Annotated in this window: 19 protein-coding genes and 2 pseudogenes; 9 read left to right on the plus strand and 12 right to left on the minus strand. The window is 39.2% G+C overall.

Annotated features, from left to right (window positions below; translation table 11 throughout):
- Positions 1-21: 21 nt before the first annotated feature.
- The 7 genes and pseudogenes from NDM98_RS12530 to NDM98_RS12560 form a co-directional block, all read right to left on the minus strand.
- A pseudogene (locus NDM98_RS12530) lies at positions 22-1,488 on the minus strand (glycoside hydrolase family 1 protein).
- 70 nt (positions 1,489-1,558) lie between these two features.
- On the minus strand, positions 1,559-2,905 hold the full coding sequence (locus NDM98_RS12535; protein WP_251608088.1) for a glucose PTS transporter subunit IIA: 1,347 nt from the start codon (positions 2,903-2,905) through the stop codon (positions 1,559-1,561).
- Positions 2,886-3,050, minus strand: coding sequence for a hypothetical protein (locus NDM98_RS12540; protein ID WP_251608090.1), 165 nt, complete (start codon positions 3,048-3,050; stop codon positions 2,886-2,888). Before NDM98_RS12540 ends, NDM98_RS12535 begins: the two co-directional genes overlap by 20 nt.
- A complete protein-coding gene (locus tag NDM98_RS12545) occupies positions 3,043-3,456 on the minus strand; it encodes a PTS transporter subunit EIIB (RefSeq protein ID WP_251608092.1) in 414 nt (137 codons plus the stop codon). Before NDM98_RS12545 ends, NDM98_RS12540 begins: the two co-directional genes overlap by 8 nt.
- Before the next feature lie 102 nt (positions 3,457-3,558).
- Positions 3,559-4,413: a PRD domain-containing protein gene (locus NDM98_RS12550; protein ID WP_251608095.1), complete on the minus strand. Its 855-nt coding sequence runs from the start codon at positions 4,411-4,413 to the stop codon at positions 3,559-3,561.
- Between the two features lie 221 nt (positions 4,414-4,634).
- Complete coding sequence (locus NDM98_RS12555) at positions 4,635-5,633, minus strand: PTS sugar transporter subunit IIC (protein ID WP_251608098.1); 999 nt, start codon at positions 5,631-5,633, stop codon at positions 4,635-4,637.
- Positions 5,626-6,000, minus strand: coding sequence for a PTS transporter subunit EIIB (locus NDM98_RS12560; protein ID WP_251608102.1), 375 nt, complete (start codon positions 5,998-6,000; stop codon positions 5,626-5,628). Before NDM98_RS12560 ends, NDM98_RS12555 begins: the two co-directional genes overlap by 8 nt.
- Positions 6,001-6,310: 310 nt before the next feature.
- Between NDM98_RS12560 and NDM98_RS12565 the strand changes: the two genes are divergently transcribed.
- Entirely contained in the window at positions 6,311-7,510 is a 1,200-nt protein-coding gene (locus NDM98_RS12565) for an enolase C-terminal domain-like protein (protein ID WP_251608105.1), read from the plus strand.
- Between the two features lie 103 nt (positions 7,511-7,613).
- The gene (locus NDM98_RS12570) at positions 7,614-8,324 is read left to right on the plus strand and encodes a GntR family transcriptional regulator (RefSeq protein ID WP_251608108.1); all 711 of its coding nucleotides are present in this window, start codon (positions 7,614-7,616) and stop codon (positions 8,322-8,324) included.
- A gap of 122 nt (positions 8,325-8,446) precedes the next feature.
- Here NDM98_RS12570 and NDM98_RS12575 read toward each other — a convergent pair whose 3' ends face one another.
- Positions 8,447-9,667: a multidrug effflux MFS transporter gene (locus NDM98_RS12575; RefSeq protein ID WP_251608111.1), complete on the minus strand. Its 1,221-nt coding sequence runs from the start codon at positions 9,665-9,667 to the stop codon at positions 8,447-8,449.
- Between the two features lie 209 nt (positions 9,668-9,876).
- On the opposite strand from NDM98_RS12575, the gene NDM98_RS12580 reads away from it, so the two are divergent.
- The 5 genes from NDM98_RS12580 to NDM98_RS12600 are packed head-to-tail and all read left to right on the plus strand — an operon-like array spanning position 9,877 to position 13,459.
- Positions 9,877-10,323, plus strand: coding sequence for an IolE/MocC family protein (locus NDM98_RS12580; protein WP_251608114.1), 447 nt, complete (start codon positions 9,877-9,879; stop codon positions 10,321-10,323).
- A gap of 38 nt (positions 10,324-10,361) precedes the next feature.
- Positions 10,362-10,703 carry a hypothetical protein gene (locus NDM98_RS12585; protein ID WP_251608118.1) on the plus strand — a complete coding sequence of 114 codons (342 nt, stop codon included), beginning with the start codon at positions 10,362-10,364 and terminating at the stop codon, positions 10,701-10,703.
- Positions 10,700-11,689, plus strand: a complete 990-nt coding sequence (locus tag NDM98_RS12590; protein WP_251608121.1) for an ROK family protein — start codon at positions 10,700-10,702, stop codon at positions 11,687-11,689. The genes NDM98_RS12585 and NDM98_RS12590 overlap by 4 nt, the downstream gene beginning before the upstream one ends.
- A gap of 21 nt (positions 11,690-11,710) precedes the next feature.
- Positions 11,711-12,883, plus strand: a complete 1,173-nt coding sequence (locus NDM98_RS12595) for an MFS transporter (protein WP_251608125.1) — start codon at positions 11,711-11,713, stop codon at positions 12,881-12,883.
- Positions 12,884-12,898: 15 nt separating this feature from the next.
- Positions 12,899-13,459 carry a sugar O-acetyltransferase gene (locus NDM98_RS12600; RefSeq protein ID WP_251608127.1) on the plus strand — a complete coding sequence of 187 codons (561 nt, stop codon included), beginning with the start codon at positions 12,899-12,901 and terminating at the stop codon, positions 13,457-13,459.
- 60 nt (positions 13,460-13,519) lie between these two features.
- On the opposite strand, the gene NDM98_RS12605 is transcribed toward NDM98_RS12600, so the two are convergent.
- Complete coding sequence (locus NDM98_RS12605; RefSeq protein WP_251608130.1) at positions 13,520-15,811, minus strand: glycosyl hydrolase family 95 catalytic domain-containing protein; 2,292 nt, start codon at positions 15,809-15,811, stop codon at positions 13,520-13,522.
- Between the two features lie 160 nt (positions 15,812-15,971).
- Between NDM98_RS12605 and NDM98_RS12610 the strand changes: the two genes are divergently transcribed.
- Positions 15,972-16,859 carry a fumarylacetoacetate hydrolase family protein gene (locus NDM98_RS12610; RefSeq protein ID WP_251608133.1) on the plus strand — a complete coding sequence of 296 codons (888 nt, stop codon included), beginning with the start codon at positions 15,972-15,974 and terminating at the stop codon, positions 16,857-16,859.
- 245 nt (positions 16,860-17,104) lie between these two features.
- Positions 17,105-18,083, plus strand: a pseudogene (locus NDM98_RS12615) (pectate lyase family protein).
- A 59-nt stretch (positions 18,084-18,142) separates the two neighbouring features.
- Here the strand turns inward: NDM98_RS12615 and NDM98_RS12620 are convergent.
- From NDM98_RS12620 to nagA, 3 genes are read right to left on the minus strand one after another with little or no spacing between them, the layout of a single operon-like run.
- Entirely contained in the window at positions 18,143-18,865 is a 723-nt protein-coding gene (locus tag NDM98_RS12620) for a GntR family transcriptional regulator (protein WP_251608136.1), read from the minus strand.
- A gap of 7 nt (positions 18,866-18,872) precedes the next feature.
- On the minus strand, positions 18,873-19,616 hold the full coding sequence (gene nagB, locus NDM98_RS12625; RefSeq protein WP_251608140.1) for a glucosamine-6-phosphate deaminase: 744 nt from the start codon (positions 19,614-19,616) through the stop codon (positions 18,873-18,875).
- Positions 19,613-20,809 carry an N-acetylglucosamine-6-phosphate deacetylase gene (gene nagA, locus NDM98_RS12630; protein ID WP_251608143.1) on the minus strand — a complete coding sequence of 399 codons (1,197 nt, stop codon included), beginning with the start codon at positions 20,807-20,809 and terminating at the stop codon, positions 19,613-19,615. Before nagA ends, nagB begins: the two co-directional genes overlap by 4 nt.
- Positions 20,810-20,897 lie beyond the last annotated feature (88 nt).

Consider the following 20,897-nt stretch of genomic DNA (forward strand, 5'->3'; position numbering starts at 1 on the left):
TCATACAGACTTTTGGATTGTTTATAGTTCTTCACCATTTGTTTTTATTACATTTTGGTACCATGCGAAGGAATCCTTCTTAGAACGTTTAAGTGTTCCATTTCCTTCATCGTCTTGGTCTACATAAATGAAGCCATAGCGCTTAGACATTTCTGAAGTCGAGAAGCTGACAAGGTCGATTGGACCCCATGCAGTATAACCCATTAAGTCCACGCCATCTTTTACTGCTTCCTTCATTTGTTCAACGTGCTTGCTTAGGTAATCAATACGATACTGGTCATGGATAGAACCATCTTCTTCCACTTTATCATATGCTCCTAAGCCATTTTCAACGATAAAGAGTGGCTTGCCATAGCGATTATGGAAATCACGCAATGTTACACGTAAGCCTTTTGGATCGATCTGCCAGCCCCAGTCTGATGATTCAAGGTATTGGTTTTTAACTGCACCTTTAACCAAATTACAGCAGTCTCTTCTTGCTCACCCTGTGTTGTAACTGAAATAGACATATAGTAGCTAAACGAGATGAAATCAACTGGATTATTTTTAAGAATTTCATCGTCGCCTTCTTCTTTGTTCACAACGATATCATTATCTGCAAAGTGACGATCCATATAAGCTGGGTATTCCCCTTTTGCATGTACATCTGTAAAGAACAGGTTTAAATCATTATCATGCTGAGCTTTTAGGATATCGTCAGGGTGGTTCGTTACAGGATATGTTTGCATACGAGCCAGCATACAACCTACCTGTGAACCCGGGATGATTTCATGAGCAAGCTTTGTAGCTAATGCACTTGCTATAAACTGATGATGAACAGCTTGATACGCAATTTGGTCGCTTGTTTTTCCTGGAATTTTATCAATAAGCACGCCACCACCCGTGTATGGGCTATGAGTGATTACGTTAATTTCATTAAACGTCAACCAATATTTCACTAGATCCTTATAACGAGTAAATACTGTTTCAGCATATCGTGTATAGAACTCGATGACTTTACGGCTGTACCACCCATTATACTTAAGAGTAAGTCCAAGTGGGGTCTCGTAATGAGACAACGTAACAAGTGGCTCAATGTTATATTTTTTTAATTCATTAAAGACATTTTCGTAGAACTGAAGTCCAAGCTTCGTTCGGCTGTGCATCATCACCATTTGGAAAAATACGGGACCAGTTAATGGATACACGGAACACTTTAAAGCCTAGCTCTGCAAACAGCGCAATATCTTCTTTATAGGTATGATAGAAATCAATCCCAAATCGCTTTGGATACACATCATTGATTTTCCCATCTAATACATCTTGAATATATTCAGAATTCACATCAATTGCAAAGTTTAAACCGCGCTTCTCTTTTGGAATAAATGGGACCATATCTGCAGTTGACAGACCCTTCCCATCTTGGTCAAACGCCCCTTCTACTTGGTTGGCCGCTGTTGCGCCTCCCCATAGAAAATCTGGTTTGAATCCTTTGATTGCTTTAGTCATCTTCTCCACGTCCCTTTCTCTTTCTATATTCTTTGGAGGCTACTGCTCTGCAGCCCCCAAAGTAAATTGATTACTTAACTAATGTTAGTAATTGTTCGCCTTCAAAAATCGGACCAGAATCGTTAATACTTAACACGTCTAAATAATCAGGTGTGTTTGTTACAATGACCATTGTCACCGTTTGGATATTAGCTGCTTTGATTGCTTCACGATCAAATTCAATTAATTTTTGACCAACTTCAATTCGATCTTCTGCTTTTACTAGCGCATTAAAATGCTGACCTTTGAGTGATACTGTATCTATTCCAATATGGATTAGAATCTCTTCCCCATTATCCCCTTTAATACCAATGGCATGCTGTGAATCAGGTAATACCATAACTGTTCCGGATACTGGTGCAACAATATGATTTTCACTTGGTTCAATAGCAATCCCTTTACCCATAATCTCTTGGGCAAATGTCGGGTCAGATAGATCTTTTAAAGGTACTAATTCTCCTTTTAGTGGAGACTTAACAATGGCTCCTTTTCCAGTTACAGCTACTTCTTTTTTCTCTTCTGAAACTGGAGCTTGTGCGACTTCTTCAGGAATGTCGTTAAATCCAAACACTAGAACTAAGATGAATGGAATGACTAAAGATAGAACAAACAAGATAATCGCTATGACGAGCGGTCCTGCAGCTCCGCTAGGATCAGCAAATACTGGAATAGAGAATACACCTACTAGACCACCCAACGCAAATGCCTTAAAGCCGTACCATCCTGCAAAAGCACCCAGAATACCACTTGAAATCATGGCAAAGATAAATGGTTTTTTCAACTTCATATTAACCCCATACATAGCAGGCTCGGTAATACCAATCATTGCGGAAATACCTGAAGATACAGCTAACTGTTTCATTGCTTTGTTTTTTGAACGTACAGCTACACCAAATGACGCTCCTGCTTGAGCTAAGTTACTGATAAACATCATTGGCTGCAGAAATGTATCCGTTCCATTGTTGTTAAGGTTTTGAATAGCAATCGGTACAAACGCATAGTGCATACCAGTCATAATGATCAGTGGCATAAACCCACCAAGTAATAGACCAGCAACAGGGCCAGCGACATCAAATAACCAAACAAATATCGTTGAAAGTCCTTCTCCAAGGTTTGTTCCAAGCGGACCAATTAACCAAAGAGTAATAGGTAGAACAATTAAAAATGTAATCATTGGTGAGAACATTAGTGAAATAACGGATGGAACAACTTTCTTAACAGCATTGTATACGTATTTAAGAAGGAGCACCGCAAGGATAATTGGCACTACACTCGATGAATAATTCAAAACTGGAATCGATATGAAACTTATACCAAACAACGAAAAACTCGTTACGTCTGTAATACCATTTGCCGCATCAATAAATGTTGGATACATTAAAGTACCAAGCGATAATGAGCGCTAGATATTCATTTGTTTTTACCTTACGAGCAGCAGAAACCGCTAGGAAGAATGGTAAGAAGTAGAATACACTGTCCCCAATCGCATTTAAGATTGCGTACGTATCACTAGCATTATTCAACCAAGCCAACTGTCACAAACAACGCAAGGAAACCCTTCAGTAGACCCGCTCCAGCAAGTGCAGGCAAGATTGGTGTAAACACACCAGAGATAAAGTCCATTGTAGCTGAGATGATCCCCTGCTTTTCACCTTTTCTCTCACCGCTACCTGAGCCACCACCTTCAACCATTGGCTCTAATTCAGCAAAAACATCAGAGACTTTGTTCCCAACAATCACTTGGAATTGATCTCCTGAGAACTGCGCACCAAGCACTCCATCAATTCTTTTAATCGATTCAATATCTACTTTTTCTTTATCATTCAGATTGAAGCGAAGGCGTGTAATACAGTGCCATGCTTGGTCTACATTACTTGCACCGCCAATATTCCCAAGAACTTTCTCTGCAATTTCTTTATACTTTGACATGGTAAATCCCCCTTTTTTCCATAAAAAAATACCCAAACAGACGGCCAGTGGCTCGTTCCATTTGGGTAATGCCTGATTACATCAGTAACAATCCGCCGTGATCTATTTAGTTATTTGCCTATTAGTCACACGCCATACATGAAGCGTTAAATAAAGTCGTTCATTTGAAGATAAACTCCAACCATATCGCTTCTCAAGCAAGTTAGAAATCTTCTCAACTGCTTGATATGCCTTTTCATACTTTGTTTTCACTAGTTCTAGAAGGGTTAAATCCACTTCCTCAGACTCCGTTTGATCCTGCTTATATTGCCGGATAAAGAAATAACGGAGATGTGTGATAAATCTAGTGTAATTTAGAGAGTCTTCATCGAGCTTAAGCTGAAAGTGATATTGCACAATCTCAATAATCCGATTAATAACCTCTGTCATTTTTAGTGTTTCTTCAATCTTTGTCTTTTTGGCCTGCTGTCCATTTACAAAATGATAGGTGATAAATGTTTCTTCACTTTTTGGAAGCAGTACATCTAGACGATCAAACACCTGACGAATGGCCGTTTTAGCTGATTCATATTCCTTTGGGTATAGGTTTTTAACTTCCCATCGGTTTGTATCTGCATAATCAATCCGTTCATTTGCTCGCTTTACGGCAAAGTTCAAGTGATCAGCAAGTGTTAAGTATATATTGTTGTTAAATGTAACGCCCAGCTGTGCTTCTGCATTTTTAATAATTTCAACTGAAACATCAAGGACCTCAGAATCAATTTCATCCAATACCTGTAGCAACGGCTTGCGAGTTGACGATTGCTCAGCAACAAACTTGCGACGGATACTCTCCTCAGGAATGGAATCTCCCTTATTCTTTTGATATCCAACGCCAGTGCCCATTACAATCCATTCTACTCCAGATGAATCTTTAACCAGTGCCACATTATTATTGAATGCTTTTGTGAATTTCATGGAATGTCCTCCATATCTCATAACACAACAAAATCCCATCTTAAAAACACATTTTAAAAAGTGTGTTCTTAACATAGGTAATGCCTGATCGAATCAGTAACAATCCTAATATGATGTTGTATCCATACTATACATCCCAATGTAAACGATGTCAATCTCTTTCAAAAAGAATTGTATGTAATAAAAAAGCTGAAAGGATAAAATCCCTTCAGCTACACTCCTTACTGCTTCTCATTCACTTCTCTACTCTTTAATAAGAAGAACGTAATGGCAAAACCAATTGATAATGTTAATATGACTCCGATAATCGCATACCAGAAATAAGGACCGACATACGCTACAAGACTAACGATACTTGATAAGATATACCCATAGATGCGAACACCTAATAAAGCGAAGAATGTAGCACCAATCATACTGGCAACCGTACAAGCAATAAAGGCCTTCCTATGTTTAATCAAAACACCAAACAATGCTGGTTCTGTGATTCCAAGTAAAGCAGATATTGCAGCAGACAAGATGACCGATTTTTCTTTTTTATTTTTCACTTTAAAGAATACCGCAAATGTTGCCCCTGCTATCGCCATATTGGTCATCAAGAACATTGGCATCATCATATCAAAACCGTTGTCCGCGAAGTTTTGTAAGGCAATAGGTGTCATTGCGTGATGCATCCCAAACACAATCGCAATTGGGCGAATCCCACCTACAACAGTGCCCGCAAGTATCGCAGATAAACTAAAGAGCATCTCTATAAATGATGCAAGCAAGCTTCCCATATAAGCGCCTAGCGGACCCGTAACAATTAATGCAAGTGGGATCGCGATAAACAGAGTTACCGTCGGTGTAAAAACGGTTCGAAGTACATTTGGCATATATTTATCCACATACTTTTGGATATAGCTTAACGCCCAGATGGATAAAATAATTGGGATAACGGTTGCACTATAATTAATAACCGGTACCGGTAACCCTATAAAAGTAAACTGACTAATCTCACCTAATTTTGCTGCATCAAGTAGGGATGGATACATAAATCCACCAGCAACCGCAAGAGCGAGATATTGATTGGTTTTAAAGATATTCGCAGCTGATGCCGCTAAGAAAAACGGTAGAAAATAAAAGACTGCGCTTGCAACTAAATCAAGAATGATCACTGCATCACTCTCAGCGTTTAATACCTCAAGAGCAATTAATCCTGCCAATATCCCTTTAATCATCCAAGCTCCAAGCTATCGCTGGAACAATTGGCCCAAATACACCTGAAACAACATCAAGCAACGCACCAAAAAATCCTTTTTTCTTCGTTGATGCCGATTGGCTTTCTTCTGAATTCTCTTCTATATTAAGCTCATTCGTTAAAGCTTCATGGACTTTTTGAACATGTGTACCAATGACAATTTGATATTGATCATTCGTCAGTTGGTCTCCCATTACTCCTTCAAGTGCTTTTATCTCTTCTCTATTTATTTTCGAGAAATCATAAAGATCAAATCGAAGTCTTGTCATACAGTGCCATACTTTTTTAATATTATGTTCTCCGCCTACATACTCAATAATATGTTTGACGTTCTCTTTTTCATTCATACTGCCAAGCCTTCCTTCTGCTCAATTAGATGATCATCTTTACACGCTAATCGTAGCATAAGACCCCATTTTTGAAAACGGTTTATAAAATACCAATATTAATAACAAACGTTGATATATAAAGGTTTATAACGATTATTATACAAATTGGTATGGTAAATATCGAAATTACACATATAAAATCTGACCAAATTGACTGTGTAAATACGGTATGCTTTAATCAAATTAATTAAGAATATCGTTTAGTATTTCAATATAGTATAAACTCATTCGATCGTTTCCATCATTCGGATGTAAAGGAGTATGGATAATGAAGCCTAATCTGATTACAAATGTAGAAGCATTTGTAACAAATCCACAGCGACATAATTTGGTCGTTGTTAAAATTGAAACAAGTGAAGGTGTAACAGGCTACGGGTGCGCAACCTTTCAACAAAGACCACTTCCAGTTCAAATGGTAGTTGAAGAATACCTCAAACCTGTTTTACTAAATCGAGACGCGCATGATATTGAAGATCTATGGCAAATGATGATGGTAAATTCCTATTGGAGAAACGGCCCTATCTTAAATAATGCCATTGCAGGAGTAGATATGGCTCTTTGGGATATTAAAGCAAAGCTAGCCAACATGCCTCTGTATCAATTATTTGGAGGGAAATCTAAAAGCGCTATTGCAACCTATAGTCATGCGGATGGATTAACTCTAGATGAACTTTTTACAAATGTGGACAAGCTTATTCAACGTGGTTTCAAACACATCCGATGTCAGCTCGGATTGTATGGCGGTAAAAATCATGACATGCACCTGCCCCACACATTAATGGAGGGCGAGTACTATGATCCTGACATCTATGTAAAAGATGTAGTACGCATGTTCAAAGCATTGCGAGAAAAATATGGGTATGACATTCATTTTCTACATGATGTACATGAGCGTCTATCACCTAACCAAGCTATTCAGCTCGCTAAAGACTTAGAGCCCTATAAGCTATTTTTCTTGGAAGACATCCTTCCACCTAACCAAAATGAATGGTTAACACAGTTAAGAAGCCAGTGTACAACTCCTATTGCCACAGGAGAATTGTTTAACAATCCAATGGAGTGGAAGGAACTCATTGTAAATAGAAAAATTGATTATATCCGCTGCCACGTCTCACAAATTGGCGGGATCACACAAGCTCTGAAGTTAGCAGCCTTATGTGATACATTTGGAGTACAAATTGCATGGCATGGTCCATCTGATATGACACCAATTGGAGTAGCTGTGAATACTCATCTGAATATCCACCTTCATAATGCAGCCATTCAAGAGGTTCAAGAACCAGGAGACACCATTAAAAAGATGTTTCCACACTCTGTAGAAGTAGAAAATGGATATATTTATCCGATTGAGCGTATTGGCATTGGTGTAGACTTTAATGAAGACATGGCAAAGGAATATCCCGTTGTCTACCGAAAGCACGAATGGACCCAGTCAAGAGTGCCTAACGGAACCATTCATACGCCATAATAAAAGAGCCTGTTCCGAATACAGCAGTATGTGCTGACTTTTGGAATCGGCTCTTTTTTGATAATATAAATGAAAGTAAACGTAACCTTAATTAGGGGGAACCATGACTAAAACTGAGTTTGTTTCGGATGATCTCCTTAGCAAGATCTATCAAAATAAATATCATCCTGGTGAAAAACTTCCGACTGAAAGAGACCTTGCACAACAGTATCAGGTCTCCCGCTATACAATTCGTCACGCGATTAAAAAGCTTCTTAACATAGGGTGTGTTCGTGTTATCCAAGGCTCAGGTATTTTTGTGACGGATACAAAATATAAAAGCCCTCTCATCTACAACTCTTTAACTGAAAAAAAATTTAACGAAATAGAGTCGAAGATCATTCATCTAAAAAAGGTAAAAGCAAACCCTTCACTCGAGAAAACATTTGATTTAAAAAACCAGGAACTTTGGGAATACAAACGCATTCGTATAGTAGATTACCAAAAGGTGCAGATTGAGACGTCTCTTCTCCCTTATGATTTATTCACTGATCTCAACGAGAAAATTTTAGCGAAGTCTGTTCACGACTACGTGCAACAGTGCGGCTACCAGATTTCTCATTTCATTACCACATATAGTGCCGTCTCTGTTACAAAAGATGACGCAGCTCTACTGAACTGTAAAAAAGGTCTACCCGCGATGAAAATTATGAATCGAGGCATATTAGACGATGGTCGAGTATTCGAATATAGTGAACTGATTAACCTTGATTATACTGTTTCGTATTTTACACCGTTTAATAGTCACCACCATCAACAAAGACTGGATTACTAGGTAAGCGTGCATCCGCAGAACCTTCAAAAAACGGTACCCCTATAAAAATAGGAGTACCGTTTTTTTGTTTCTCTAATTATCTTTGACACAACTCATTGGGAGATGAAGATACACTTCTACTTCTACTGCTGCTCCTGAACCGCTCGCCCACCTCGGGCAAGGAATGTAAAGGACAAGAAAGCACCAACACTCATGACAAATATAATTAAACCCATTGGTACGGCGGTTTCCTCACCTGCTATACCAACTAAAGGTGCAGTCGCTGCCCCAATTCCGAATGGAAGTAGGCCAAGTAAGGCAGAGGCACTACCAGCTTGTTCTCCTTTGGTCTCCATTGCCAAGGCAAAAGAGGTTGTTCCAACCATACCAATCATAGATACAAAGAAGAAAATTGGTATCACAATTGAAATAAGCGGCCCGCCAATTAGCGTCATGACGAATAAAAATCCACTTGCGATCATGGAGATTGTTAAGCCTACTCGCAAAAATACCCTCTCTGGTACGATGCCGGCATAGCGTCCAACTAAATGTGTACCAAAAATAATTCCTAATCCATTTACCCCAAATAAAATACTAAACATCTGTGGACTTACTTCATAAATATTTTGATAAACAAACGGTGTACCTGAAACATACGCAAAGATGCCACCTGTCATTAAGCCTTGAGTTAGGGCAAGCCCCATAAACAGGCGATCTTTTAATAAACAAGCGAAAGTTCGTAACGTTTCACGTATGGAGCTAGGTCTACGCTTCTCAACTGGAAGAGATTCCTTAAGCTTGATGGATACTGCTGTCAGGATGAGAATACCTAAAATGCCTAACACGATAAAAACCCAGTTCCATGTTGCGCCTGGTACAAGCAACACAGCTGCCCCAAATACAGGTGCCATGATCGGGAACAGTCCGTTAATTAACATGAGTAGAGAGAAGAACTTGGTTAATTCACGTCCACTAAATAAATCGCGAACGACAGCGCGCGAAATAACAATTCCAGCTGCTGCAGTCAAGCCTTGCAAAAATCTCCCTATGATTAAGAAATAGATATTCGGTGCAAATGCACACGCAAAGGACGCAACTACGTACAAAGCAATAAAAAGCAGCAACGGCTTTTTCCGTCCACGCGCATCACTGAGAGGACCAACCACAAGCTGACCTGCAGCTAAGCCCAAAAGACAGGCTGTTAAACTTAGTTGTACTAATGAAGCTGAAGTATCTAGCCCCCTTGTAATATCCGGAAAGCTCGGTAAATACATATCGATGGTAAGTGGTCCAAACGCCGCCAGCATTCCTAAAAGAAAAGCAAGTCCTATTCGTTTTTTTCCTATTATTTGTTGCTCCAACATAACCCCTTCTCTCTAAAAAAATCATCTATTTATTTTTGTCTATTGATTTTATTTCAGGTGGTGATACACTTAATAAAACAACTTAATAAAGCCATTTTATTAAGTGTGCATGTTCTCCACTACATTCATTTACAAAAAATTGGTATATGTGTCATTGAACTCAGGTATTTTTTGTTTTTTTACTACTTAATGAAAGGTTGTTGTTCATTATGCGTTATTTATCTTTAACTTCTTGGAGTTTAAACCGAATTCTCGGTCCACTACATTGGACAAAGTGGGACCAACATAAAAAAGAAATTGTGACGTCTGTTATTGAGCAGCCTGAGATTCACAGTTTGCTTGATCTCCCTTTCTTGTTAGCTAAAAAAGGCTATCAAGCTATGGAAATTATTCATCCGCACTTTCCTTCTACAGACACAGAGTACCTCAAAGAACTACGTAAAGCTACTGAAAAAGCTGGAATTCGTTTTTATAATTTATTAATTGATTATGGAGACATCACAAATGAAGATCCTATTCGACGAAAACACGATATGGAATTTATAAAAGCTGGATTGATATTGCGGCTGAGGTTGGAGCCGAGCATGTCCGTGTCATCGGTGGAGATGCACAACCAGATAATCCGAAGGCCCTACAGCTTGCCTCTCTTCAGCTAATGGAGCTGTGTGCGTATGCGAAGAAAAAAGGGGTAGGTGTGCTCACCGAAAATTTTCATTCACTCACTTCTACTTCAGCTAATTGTTTGTATCTGTATGAACAGACGGATATCACTGGTTTAATTAGTGACTTTGGAAATTTTAATGGTCCTTCTAAATTCCAGTCACTAAGTGAAACCATTCCAAAAAGCACATCTATTCATGTAAAAGCTCTTACTAATGAGGATGGTAGCATAAATAAACCTGAACTACTTCAATGCTTGGATCTGGTTAATCAATTCAATTATTCAGGCCCTCTAACAATTGTATATGATGGTCCAAATGATATGTGGGATGGTATCGAAGAAGTTCAACAGATTGTACAGAGCTACATCGTATGAACAAAAACATTGTAAAAGAGCTTAACTTAAATAAGGTACGAAGTGTGTTGCAACAACTCAGGATTGCCACAAAACCTCAAATTGCAGAAGCTACAGGTCTAAGTGTTGTCACTATAAATTCTCTTGTAAAAGAGCTCCTAGCTAGTTGTGAATTGTATGAGGATAATATCGTGCCTTCTAATGGTGGTCGACCTGCTTTAACATACCGGTTTAACTTTAATTACAGCTTAGCATTGATTTTGCTTTTTAATGAGAACCATTGGAGAGACGAGGTTGTTGCTTCCATCATTAATTTGAATGGTGACACGTTAATAAAAGAAGATCATCACATACCTGTATTTGATTTACAGTATTTTGAGCAGATTATTGCCAAACTCGTAAATGAGTACCCCACTGTAAAAATAATTGGGATCGGCATTCCAGGACAAGTAGTAGATGGAGAAATCACCGTAAGCAGTCATGAAACTTTAATGGGTGTTAGAATGGCTGATTCGATACAAGAAACATTCGGTCTACCTGTTTTAATAGAGAACGATGTAAATGCAGCAGTAAGTGGCTACTCTGCCTTAGAAGATAAGGGGGAAAGTGACTGCGTCATTGGAATCTACTTTCCTGACAAATATCCACCTGGTGTCGGTATTCATTTGAATGGAACAGTTGTAAAAGGAAAAAACGGCATGGCGGGTGAAATTAAATTCCTTCCTTTAGATGTTAACTGGAACGGTCATTGGGATCCGTCCGAATTTATGAAAGTCACATGCCACGTCATCCAAACACTGAATGCTGTCCTCGCTCCTGATAAAATCGTTTTTTATCAAAATGTCGTGCCTGATGAGCTATGGTGCGCCTCTTGGAGTACCTATCAAACGCAGCATGAGATGGCTTCAGTTCCACAAGTTATTTTATCACGTTCATTTTCTATTGATTTTTATGAGGGTATAAAGGCACTCGCTTTAGAAGAGCTAAATCCTTCACTCTCAATCTAAACACACTCACCGGGGGATTGTATGAGAAAACTTATTTGGATGGCCTGTCTTGCATACCTGCTCACAGGCTTTGGGCACATCATTATTGGATCTGTTCTTGAACCCATGATTCACCATTATGACCTGAGTTATAGTGATGGTGGTCAACTCATTATGAATCAGTTTCTAGGGTTTTTAGTTGGGGTATTACTCGCACCTTTTATTGTAAAAGCAATTGGACGTCGAGCGATACTATTACTTGCACTATCACTTTTCGCTGTATCTCAACTTGCATTATTTTTTCTAATTCCATGGGAGATCCTCTTAATCATTATTCCGTTTGGCGGAGCAGGATTCGGTATGATTGAAACGGTTTTAGCCGGAATGATTATTGGGAAGCTTAAAGAAAAAAAAGCCTCCATTATGGTGCTTACAGAAGTGTTTTTTGGTGTCGGTGCACTTGCCATACCTGCACTTGCTGCTTTTTTTATAGCAAGTGGTCAATGGAATATGATTTTTATGGTAGTTAGTCTAATTGTATTCACTTGCATACTATTATGGATGTTTCTACGGTTCGATGAATATGAGCCTTTATTTAAAAAAGAGCTTGTCGACAAACACGCACCAGCTCCAATAAAGCTATCTTACCCTAAAGTCACGTGGCCTTTAATTGTACTTGGTTCGTTCTTTTTCTTTTTATATGTTGGTGTGGAGATGACATTTCCTAACTATCTTCCATCCATTTTGTCGATGACATCAGATCTCACACCTGCCATTTTAGCCATAAGTATTACCGTTTTTTGGGGAGCCATGACCATTGGACGCTTCATTATGTTCTTTACAATAGAGCGGATCGGTATCAGTCGATTATTTGTGATCACCGTCATTGGTCAGTTAGTTGCACTTGGATTGTTTGCAGCATCCCCCCATTACATCGTTAGCTTTATTGTAATCTTTTTTGCTGGATTATTAATGGGAGGTATCTTCTCACTTGGTTTACTTGTGTTGAATGAAGGCATTCCTGGGCTCGAGGATCGAACAACAAGCTTGTTAATCGCAATGGGCGGATTAGGCGGTGCTTTTTTACCAAGACTGACAGGCAGTTTGCTTGATCAATATCCCATCGAAGTGACTCTTTGGACGTTATTTGGATTTTCTGTATTAATGGCTATTCTTATGCTTCTGATCTTTGGTTTTAGAAAAAGGCTTATCTAAAAAAAGGAGAGTACGATGAAATCCGAAAAAGAAAAAATGCTAGCAGGTACTTTGTACAACCCTCAGGATGATGAGCTACAGGTAGAACACGATAATGCCCGTAAACTCACACGTCAATTTAACCAAGCAATCGAACAAAACGAACGAACAAAACTCATAAAAGAGTTGTTTGGCACCACTGGTCACACTTTGCATATTGAAGGTAACTTTCACTGTGATTATGGCTATAACATTCATGTCGGTGAAAACTTCTTTGCTAACTTTGATTGTGTCTTCTTAGATGTATGTGAAATAAAGATTGGTGACAACTGTATGCTTGCGCCCGGCGTTCATATCTATACAGCAACTCATCCTCTTGATCCAATTGAACGAGCATCAGGTCTTGAATATGGAAAACCAGTCTCTATTGGACATAACGTATGGATGGGTGGCAGAGCCATTATTAATCCGGGTGTCACCATTGGAAACAATGTCGTTGTTGCTTCAGGAGCCGTTGTAACAAAGGATGTACCTGACAACGTAGTGGTTGGCGGGAATCCAGCTAGGGTGATTAAGGTGATTGAAGAAGGTCTTTGAATACGAATAAAGAAGTGGGCATTTTATATGTCCACTTCTTTAGAGTTTCAACAGTTCTATTTAAAGACTAACTAGCGAGTAAATTTGGTTTTTCTCAGTCTCAAAATGGATAAGATTCGATTCATTTTGAATGACCTCCACAATAGCTTCTCCTTTTTGAACTCGTATAGGGGTTGTGCTTCTTATCACACATGGACCACCTAGATAGCTTTTTATTTCACCATAAACCAGCTCATGATCTTCCCATTTTAGTTCTAACTCAAAACCACCTCTAGCTTTTATACCCCGAACCAAACCTTGTGACCATGCTCCAGGGAGTGCTGGAAACAAATGAATTTCTTGATTATGACTTTGTAGGATCATTTCAGCTACAGCTGCAGTACCTCCAAAATTCCCATCGATCTGAAATGGAGGATGATTATCAAATAAATTTGGTAATGTTGAGTGACTCAGTAATGCCACTATGTGTTCGTAAGCACGATCTGATTCACCAAGACGCGCCCACATATTTATGATCCAAGCTCGGCTCCAACCTGTATGACCCCCACCATGCTCAAGTCGATTTTCCAACGTTTTAATCGCTGCATTAGCTAACTCTGGCGTCTTTTCGGGGACGATTTGATTACCTGGGTGCAAGGCAAATAAATGAGAGATGTGACGATGCCCTGGCTCTGCTTCCTCATAATCTTCTAGCCATTCTTGAATTTGTCCATTTTTCCCTATTTTTGTGTCAGGTAACTTCTGCATTAGTTCCTTTAATTCAGTAGCAAATTCATGATCATCATCTAAAATTTCTGTAGCAGAGATACAATTAGTAAAGAGAGCATATAAAATCTGATTATCCATAGATGGACCAACACAAAGTGTGCCTGACTCTCCATTTGGCAGGATATAACGATTTTCAGGAGAAACAGAAGGAGCTGTTACAAGCCTTCCCTTTTCGTCTTGTACTAGGAAATCAACAAAAAATAAAGCCGACTCTTTCATTGTTTCATACGCTTTTTCGAGAAACTGAACATCCCCTGTGAATTGATAATGCTCCCACAGGTGAAAACATAACCACGCAGCTCCAAGTGTCCAGTTGGTCGCTGGCATATACAAATCTTGAGGTGCGGTATCCGCCCAGATATCTGTGTTGTGATGTGCTACAAACCCTCTACATCCATACATAGACTGAGCTGTTTCTCTTCCTGTCACTCTCATTCTTTCAATTAGATCAAATAAAGGTAAGTGACAATCAGATAGATTACATACTTCCGCTGGCCAATAATTCATTTGAGCATTAATATTTATTGTATATTTACTATCCCAAGGAGGTAACATATCCGCATTCCATATACCTTGAAGATTAGCAGGTAGAGAGCCAGGTCTACTTGAAGAAATGAGCAAATATCTACCAAAATGGAAATAGACATTCATTAATCCGTTATCTATCTTTCCATCCTTTATTCGTTGAAGCCTCTGATCTGTCGGTAATGTTCTAAGAGACTTATCGCTATCAAACAATTCAAGATCCATCTTAGAATAAAGAGATTGATAATCTTGAATATGATCTGAGAGCAACTGATCATACGGTTTAAGAATGACTCGATCTATTTGTTCTTGGCACCATTGTTCGGGTTCCTTATGTCTGAAGGTGGTGGCTGCTACAAGAACCAAGGTTAGTGAATGGACTTCATTCACAACCAGTCTATTTCCAATCGTATAAACATGCCCGCCCTCCGGTATAGCTTTTAGTACACTATGAAACGTAATGCCATCTTGTCCCCCAGTAACACCAGTCATACTTATACAATCGTCTGAGCTCGCCACTGATTCATCTAAACATGTTGCTTTTTCTCTATCTAACAATATTTTTAATGAGATTGATCCGGGCTTCGACGCAGTCAATCGCATAATCAGTGATTCATCTGGATTACTAGCAATCACTTCTCTTTTGTATATAATCCCATTAGATTCATAGGTACTGGTTACTACCGCTTTTTTTAGATCAAGCTCTCTTCTATAATTTACGATCTCTTTACTCTTATGCTTAAAATTTAGACGTAATTCTCCTAATGGCTCATAATGGCGTTGTCTAAATGGCACACCTGTTAAAGCTAATTCTGCAAGTTCCTCTGCCTCTTTTAATCGGCCCGCAAACAACAGCTCTCTCACTTTTGGTAGATTCGCTAACGCATCAGGGTTATTTCGATTTCTTTTCCCTCCATACCATACGGAATCTTCGTTTAAATAAATTCTCTCATTAAAGACATCTCCAAACACCATACCTCCTAATTTTCCGTTTCCAATCGGTAATGCTTCATTCCAATCCTTAGCGGGTTGTTCATACCACAGCTTATCTTTTGACATTTAGTAACAATCTCCTTTTCTACTTACCATCATATAAAATTTTTATTCAGTAAACAGTTAAAGTAAAACGCTTTCATTTTAATTTATCTTTATGCTACCATTGTGTAAGTATCAATAAAAGCTTGAATCGGAATATTCAGAAGATAATAGGGGTGATTTCTTGAAAATATGTACGATACAAAAGAACAATGAATTCAGTTTGGGCCTCTATCATAATGAAAAACTTATTGATATAGCTGAGGCACTCCATGACCATCCTAAAGCAGGAATTCCGAAAACAGTTGATGAGCTTTGCAAAGACTTTAGAGGATCACTATCACTTATTCAAGATTATCTAAATTCACTTAAGGATTTAGAACCCTACCAACTATCTGAAGAGCACAGCTCTTTTGGACCGGTTGTATCCAACCCAGAGAAAATTATCTGTGTGGGGCTGAACTACCGCCGTCATGCCGATGAGACCGGCGCGACCTATCCGGAGGTTCCAATCCTTTTTAATAAGTTTAATAATACATTGACTGGCCATAAGCATGAGATTGTCATTCCAGATGTAACAAAACAATTAGACTATGAAGTTGAGCTTGCCATTGTCATAGGCAAAACGGCAAAACAGGTTTCTGAAGATGAGGCGCTCGACTATGTGTTTGGTTATACCGTAGCCAATGATCTGTCTGCTCGTGACCTACAGATGAAAACTCCCCAGTGGCTGCTTGGAAAAACCTGCGATGATTTTAACCCTATAGGTCCTTACTTAGTCACTTCAGATGAAATTGATGATCCACAATCCCTCTCTTTGCAAACAACAGTAAATGGGGAGATTAGACAGGACTCCAACACATCGGATATGATTTTTTCGTGCAAAGAAATAATCAGCCACATCTCGCATCATTTTACATTAAAGCCTGGGGACGTCATTTTAACAGGTACTCCAGAAGGGGTTGTTCTTGGTCTGCCTAAAGAAGAACGCGTCTACTTACAAGAAGGTGACTCCGTTTCTGTCAGCATCGAAAAAGTTGGAACCTTAACCAATACCTTTATAAAAGAATGATTAAAATTAGGCCTGACCATTTCGCCGCATTGGCAAAATGTCAGGTTTTTTCCCAATGTCTGCTTTTTACAGATCATGCTAAGCTTAACGTATCTTTCAAATGAGGGGTGAGGCTTATCGTGTTCACGTAAATCGCTAGTAGGAAAAGCTGTTTAACTGTTGAGTTGTCTGTTCCTTTCCATTTTAAAACTAATTTGCGAAAGTAGGGATGAAAGTTGAAGTCAATCTTCTCCGTATTCATTGCCATGGTGCTCATGTTGAGTGTGTTTACTGCTCCAGTCGAGGCAGAAAATGAAAGCGCTAACATAACGAATGCTAATTTTGCTATGCAAGGTTTTGCGACACTTAATGGCGGTACAACCGGTGGTGCTGGTGGTACAACTGTAACCGTGACAACAGGAGATCAACTACTTGCAGCTTTAAAAAACAAACCAAGTAATACCCCTCTAACGATTTATGTGAATGGTACGATTACCCCATCCAATACATCAGCTAGTAAAATTGACATCAAAGACATAAACGACGTCTCCATTCTAGGTGTGGGAACAAACGGTGAATTTAATGGTATTGGAATTAAAGTATGGCGTGCAAACAATATCATCATTCGAAACTTAAAGATTCATCATGTGAATACAGGTGACAAAGACGCCATCAGTATTGAAGGACCTTCTAAAAACATCTGGGTAGATCACAATGAGCTGTACAATAGCTTAGATGTTCATAAGGATTATTACGACGGGCTTTTTGATGTAAAACGAGATGCTGATTACATCACATTCTCATGGAACTATGTACATGATAGCTGGAAAAGCATGTTGATGGGATCATCTGATTCCGATTCTTTTAATAGAAAAATCACATTCCACAATAACTACTTTGAGAACTTGAACTCTCGTGTCCCTTCTGTGCGCTTTGGTGAAGCCCACATCTTCAGTAACTACTACAGTAATATCGTTGAAACAGGCATTAACTCACGAATGGGAGCAAAGGTACGTATCGAAGAAAATGCCTTTGAGAACGCACGGAATCCAATCACCAGTCGTGACAGCAGACAGATTGGTTATTGGCATTTAATCAATAATACATTTAGTCAATCAACTGGTGACATTCCGACATCTTCAACAATCACCTATAACCCTCCATATAACTACCAAGTTACACCTGTAAGTCAGGTTAAGAATGTTGTACAACAAAACGCTTGGGGTAGGAAAGGTTTCACCATAGTATAAGCTCAAAAGAATAAGCCGTTCTCCCTTTGATTTTGCATAAAGGAGGACGGCTTTTTATCGTTCCATTTGTATGAAGAACTTATATCGATCTGCTCTATAGATTGATTTGACAAGCTCAAATGGCTTTTGATCCTCCATATAGCCTGTGCGATGAAATAAAAGAACAGGGCTCTGTTCCTCAATCTCTAAAATAGATGCTTCTTCTTTAGTTGCTGCGCTTGCCTCAATGGATTGAGTTGCTTTTTTGATTGTTTGCTTTAGTTCTTGTTCCACATACTCATATAACGAGTTCGGAACCCTTTCCTCAATTAAATGAGGGAGAAGGACTACAGGCAAATAAGAAATTTCATAAGCCATTGGAATAGAGTCAGCAAGACGGATTCTTTTGATCTTATAAACCTCCGCGCCCTCATCTAACTCTAATTTACTCGTTATTTCATTTGTTGCTTTAACCCTCTGAAAGCTAAGAATATGGGAGCTTGGTTCCATCCCTCTCGCTTTCATTTCTTCCGAAAAACTAGTTAACCCTTGTAAGGATTGCTCAAGCTTATACTGGGCTACAAACGTACCTTTGCCACGCTCTTTTTCAAGGATTCCTTCACTCGTTAGATTATTAATCGCTTGCCTAACCGTCATCCGACTGATTGAATGCATTTCAGAGAACTCTCGCTCCGAGGGGATCAGATCTCCAGGCTGTAATTGCTTATCTTTAATAAGCTTCTTTATTTCTTCCTCAAGCTGATAATAAATTGGCACATGAGACTTTTTATTAATCATCGTAACGTTACGCCTCCGATTTTTCTTTCACAATGGTTAATGCCTCCTGATCGGCAATAACCGTTACATGCGGGTGTGTCTGTAAAATAGTTGCTGGAATTTGTTCATCTACTTCCCCAAATAGACATTGGTACAAAATCTCTGCCTTATCTATACCACTCACTAGTAACAAGATCTGACTCGCTCTCATGATTGTTGCAATCCCCATTGTAATGGCCTGCGTTGGAACGTCTGACTCCGTTGAGAAATACGTAGCATTAGCCTTACGGGTAGAAGCAGTTAGGTGCACTAGATGGGTCTCTGAATCAAAGCTTGTTCCCGGTTCATTAAATCCTATATGACCATTTTTCCCAATACCTAATACTTGTAAATCCACTCCACCGAGAGTTTGAATGGTTTGATTGTATCTATCTGCTTCATCTTTTAGGTTCACCGCCAAACCATCTGGTAAGTGGGTCTGTGTATGTGGTATACCCACTGGCTTAAAAAGATGTGTGTTCATATAATACGCATAGCTTTGCTGATGATCAGCAGCTTTCCCGACATACTCATCTAAGTTAACTGTATGTACCTGCGTGTAAGATGTCTGATTCAATTGATGGTCTCTGGCAAGATACTTATAGGTGCCAAGCGGAGTTCCACCCGTAGCTAAACCTAAGACAGTTCGTGGATTAGAACAAACGGCTTCACTAATGATCTTAGCAGCCTCCTGACTCATTTGATCATAGTGATCGACCTCAATAATTTTCATCCTTCTTCCTCCATTCTATTATACACAAGCTGACCTCGGCAAAAAGTTAGTAGCACCCCATTATTTTCATTCAGGATCACGATATCGGCATCTTTTCCAACTGCGATACTCCCCTTACGATCATATATATTAAGCTGCTTTGCTGGATTGGTAGAAGCCATTTTTAACGCATCTTCTAGGGAACAATCTGTAAAATCCATCATATTTCTAATTGCTTGATCCATTTGGAGCACGCTCCCAGCAAGCGTTCCATCTGATAGTAGCGCTTTTCCATTCTCCACCTTTACGTCTTGCCCACCAAGATCATACGTCCCGTCTTCTAATCCCTTTGCACGAATTGAGTCCGTAATTAAGATGATCTTCTCGGATGATTTTTGCTTGAGAGATAATTTTATGATTTTAGGATCTACATGAATCCCATCTGCAATAAGCTCTGCATTTAGTTCATCCTTTAAAAAACAAGCTCCCACGACACCAGGCTCACGATGATGCAGACCACTCATTTGATTAAATAAGTGCGTAACCTGTGTTGCTCCGGCTATAACAGACGTCTCTACTTCATCAAAGCTTGCATTTGAGTGCCCAATTGAGGCAACGATGCCTTGTTTCTCGAGATATTTTATGAGCTCGATCCCGCCTTCTTGTTCTGGAGCTAATGTAACCAGCTTTATATGATCTCTCGATATCCGCTGCCATTTTTGAAATAAACTTATATTGGGAGGGATTATGTGCTGCTTCGGTTGCGCTCCTGCCATAACGGGATTGATAAAGGGACCTTCCAAATGAATACCAAGGACTTCTGCTCCATTGGCCTTTTTCTGCTGAATAATGTACTCTCCAGCCTGCTCAAGACTATTAGTAATAGCTTCGACACTTTGAGTCATTGTCGTGGCTAAAAAACTTGTTATTCCCTCTTGCGTTAGCATTCTCGCCATTCTATCGAATGAATCCTGCTTACCGTCCATCGTGTCTGCTCCACCTGCACCATGTGTATGGATATCTATAAAACCTGGAACAGCTTTTACATGTTGTAGGTTGAAATCAACTAGTTCATAAGGTAATTCAGGCGCTTCAAACTGATTCATTGGACCATAGGATTGAATCGAGTCACCAGCTAAAACAAGATAACCGTCCTCTATCAATTGATTTTCTGTATATAGGTCAATGTTTATTATAGCCGTTACTTGTTCCATATAAGCCTCCATAAATATAGTTGTCTATACCAGTTGTATCATTTGAGGTGCCCTTAGTCAAACCAATAAAAGTGTGTAAGAAAATCTC

Origin of the sequence: Alkalicoccobacillus plakortidis (genome assembly GCF_023703085.1) — a bacterium.
Taxonomy (GTDB): Bacteria; Bacillota; Bacilli; order Bacillales; family Bacillaceae_D; genus Alkalicoccobacillus; species Alkalicoccobacillus plakortidis.

Excerpts from the sequence above, each read along its gene's own strand:
- NDM98_RS12555 (WP_251608098.1), bottom strand. The coding sequence starts at position 5,633 with ATGATTAAAGGGATATTGGCAGGATTAATTGCTCTTGAGGTATTAAAC.
- nagA (WP_251608143.1), bottom strand. The coding sequence starts at position 20,809 with ATGGAACAAGTAACGGCTATAATAAACATTGACCTATATACAGAAAAT.
- nagB (WP_251608140.1), bottom strand. The coding sequence starts at position 19,616 with ATGAAAATTATTGAGGTCGATCACTATGATCAAATGAGTCAGGAGGCT.
- NDM98_RS12595 (WP_251608125.1), top strand. The coding sequence starts at position 11,711 with ATGAGAAAACTTATTTGGATGGCCTGTCTTGCATACCTGCTCACAGGC.
- NDM98_RS12550 (WP_251608095.1), bottom strand. The coding sequence starts at position 4,413 with ATGAAATTCACAAAAGCATTCAATAATAATGTGGCACTGGTTAAAGAT.
- NDM98_RS12620 (WP_251608136.1), bottom strand. The coding sequence starts at position 18,865 with ATGATTAATAAAAAGTCTCATGTGCCAATTTATTATCAGCTTGAGGAA.
- NDM98_RS12570 (WP_251608108.1), top strand. The coding sequence starts at position 7,614 with ATGACTAAAACTGAGTTTGTTTCGGATGATCTCCTTAGCAAGATCTAT.
- NDM98_RS12535 (WP_251608088.1), bottom strand. The coding sequence starts at position 2,905 with ATGTATCCAACATTTATTGATGCGGCAAATGGTATTACAGACGTAACG.
- NDM98_RS12600 (WP_251608127.1), top strand. The coding sequence starts at position 12,899 with ATGAAATCCGAAAAAGAAAAAATGCTAGCAGGTACTTTGTACAACCCT.
- NDM98_RS12590 (WP_251608121.1), top strand. The coding sequence starts at position 10,700 with ATGAACAAAAACATTGTAAAAGAGCTTAACTTAAATAAGGTACGAAGT.
- NDM98_RS12545 (WP_251608092.1), bottom strand. The coding sequence starts at position 3,456 with ATGTCAAAGTATAAAGAAATTGCAGAGAAAGTTCTTGGGAATATTGGC.
- NDM98_RS12565 (WP_251608105.1), top strand. The coding sequence starts at position 6,311 with ATGAAGCCTAATCTGATTACAAATGTAGAAGCATTTGTAACAAATCCA.
- NDM98_RS12575 (WP_251608111.1), bottom strand. The coding sequence starts at position 9,667 with ATGTTGGAGCAACAAATAATAGGAAAAAAACGAATAGGACTTGCTTTT.
- NDM98_RS12560 (WP_251608102.1), bottom strand. The coding sequence starts at position 6,000 with ATGAATGAAAAAGAGAACGTCAAACATATTATTGAGTATGTAGGCGGA.
- NDM98_RS12605 (WP_251608130.1), bottom strand. The coding sequence starts at position 15,811 with ATGTCAAAAGATAAGCTGTGGTATGAACAACCCGCTAAGGATTGGAAT.
- NDM98_RS12580 (WP_251608114.1), top strand. The coding sequence starts at position 9,877 with ATGCGTTATTTATCTTTAACTTCTTGGAGTTTAAACCGAATTCTCGGT.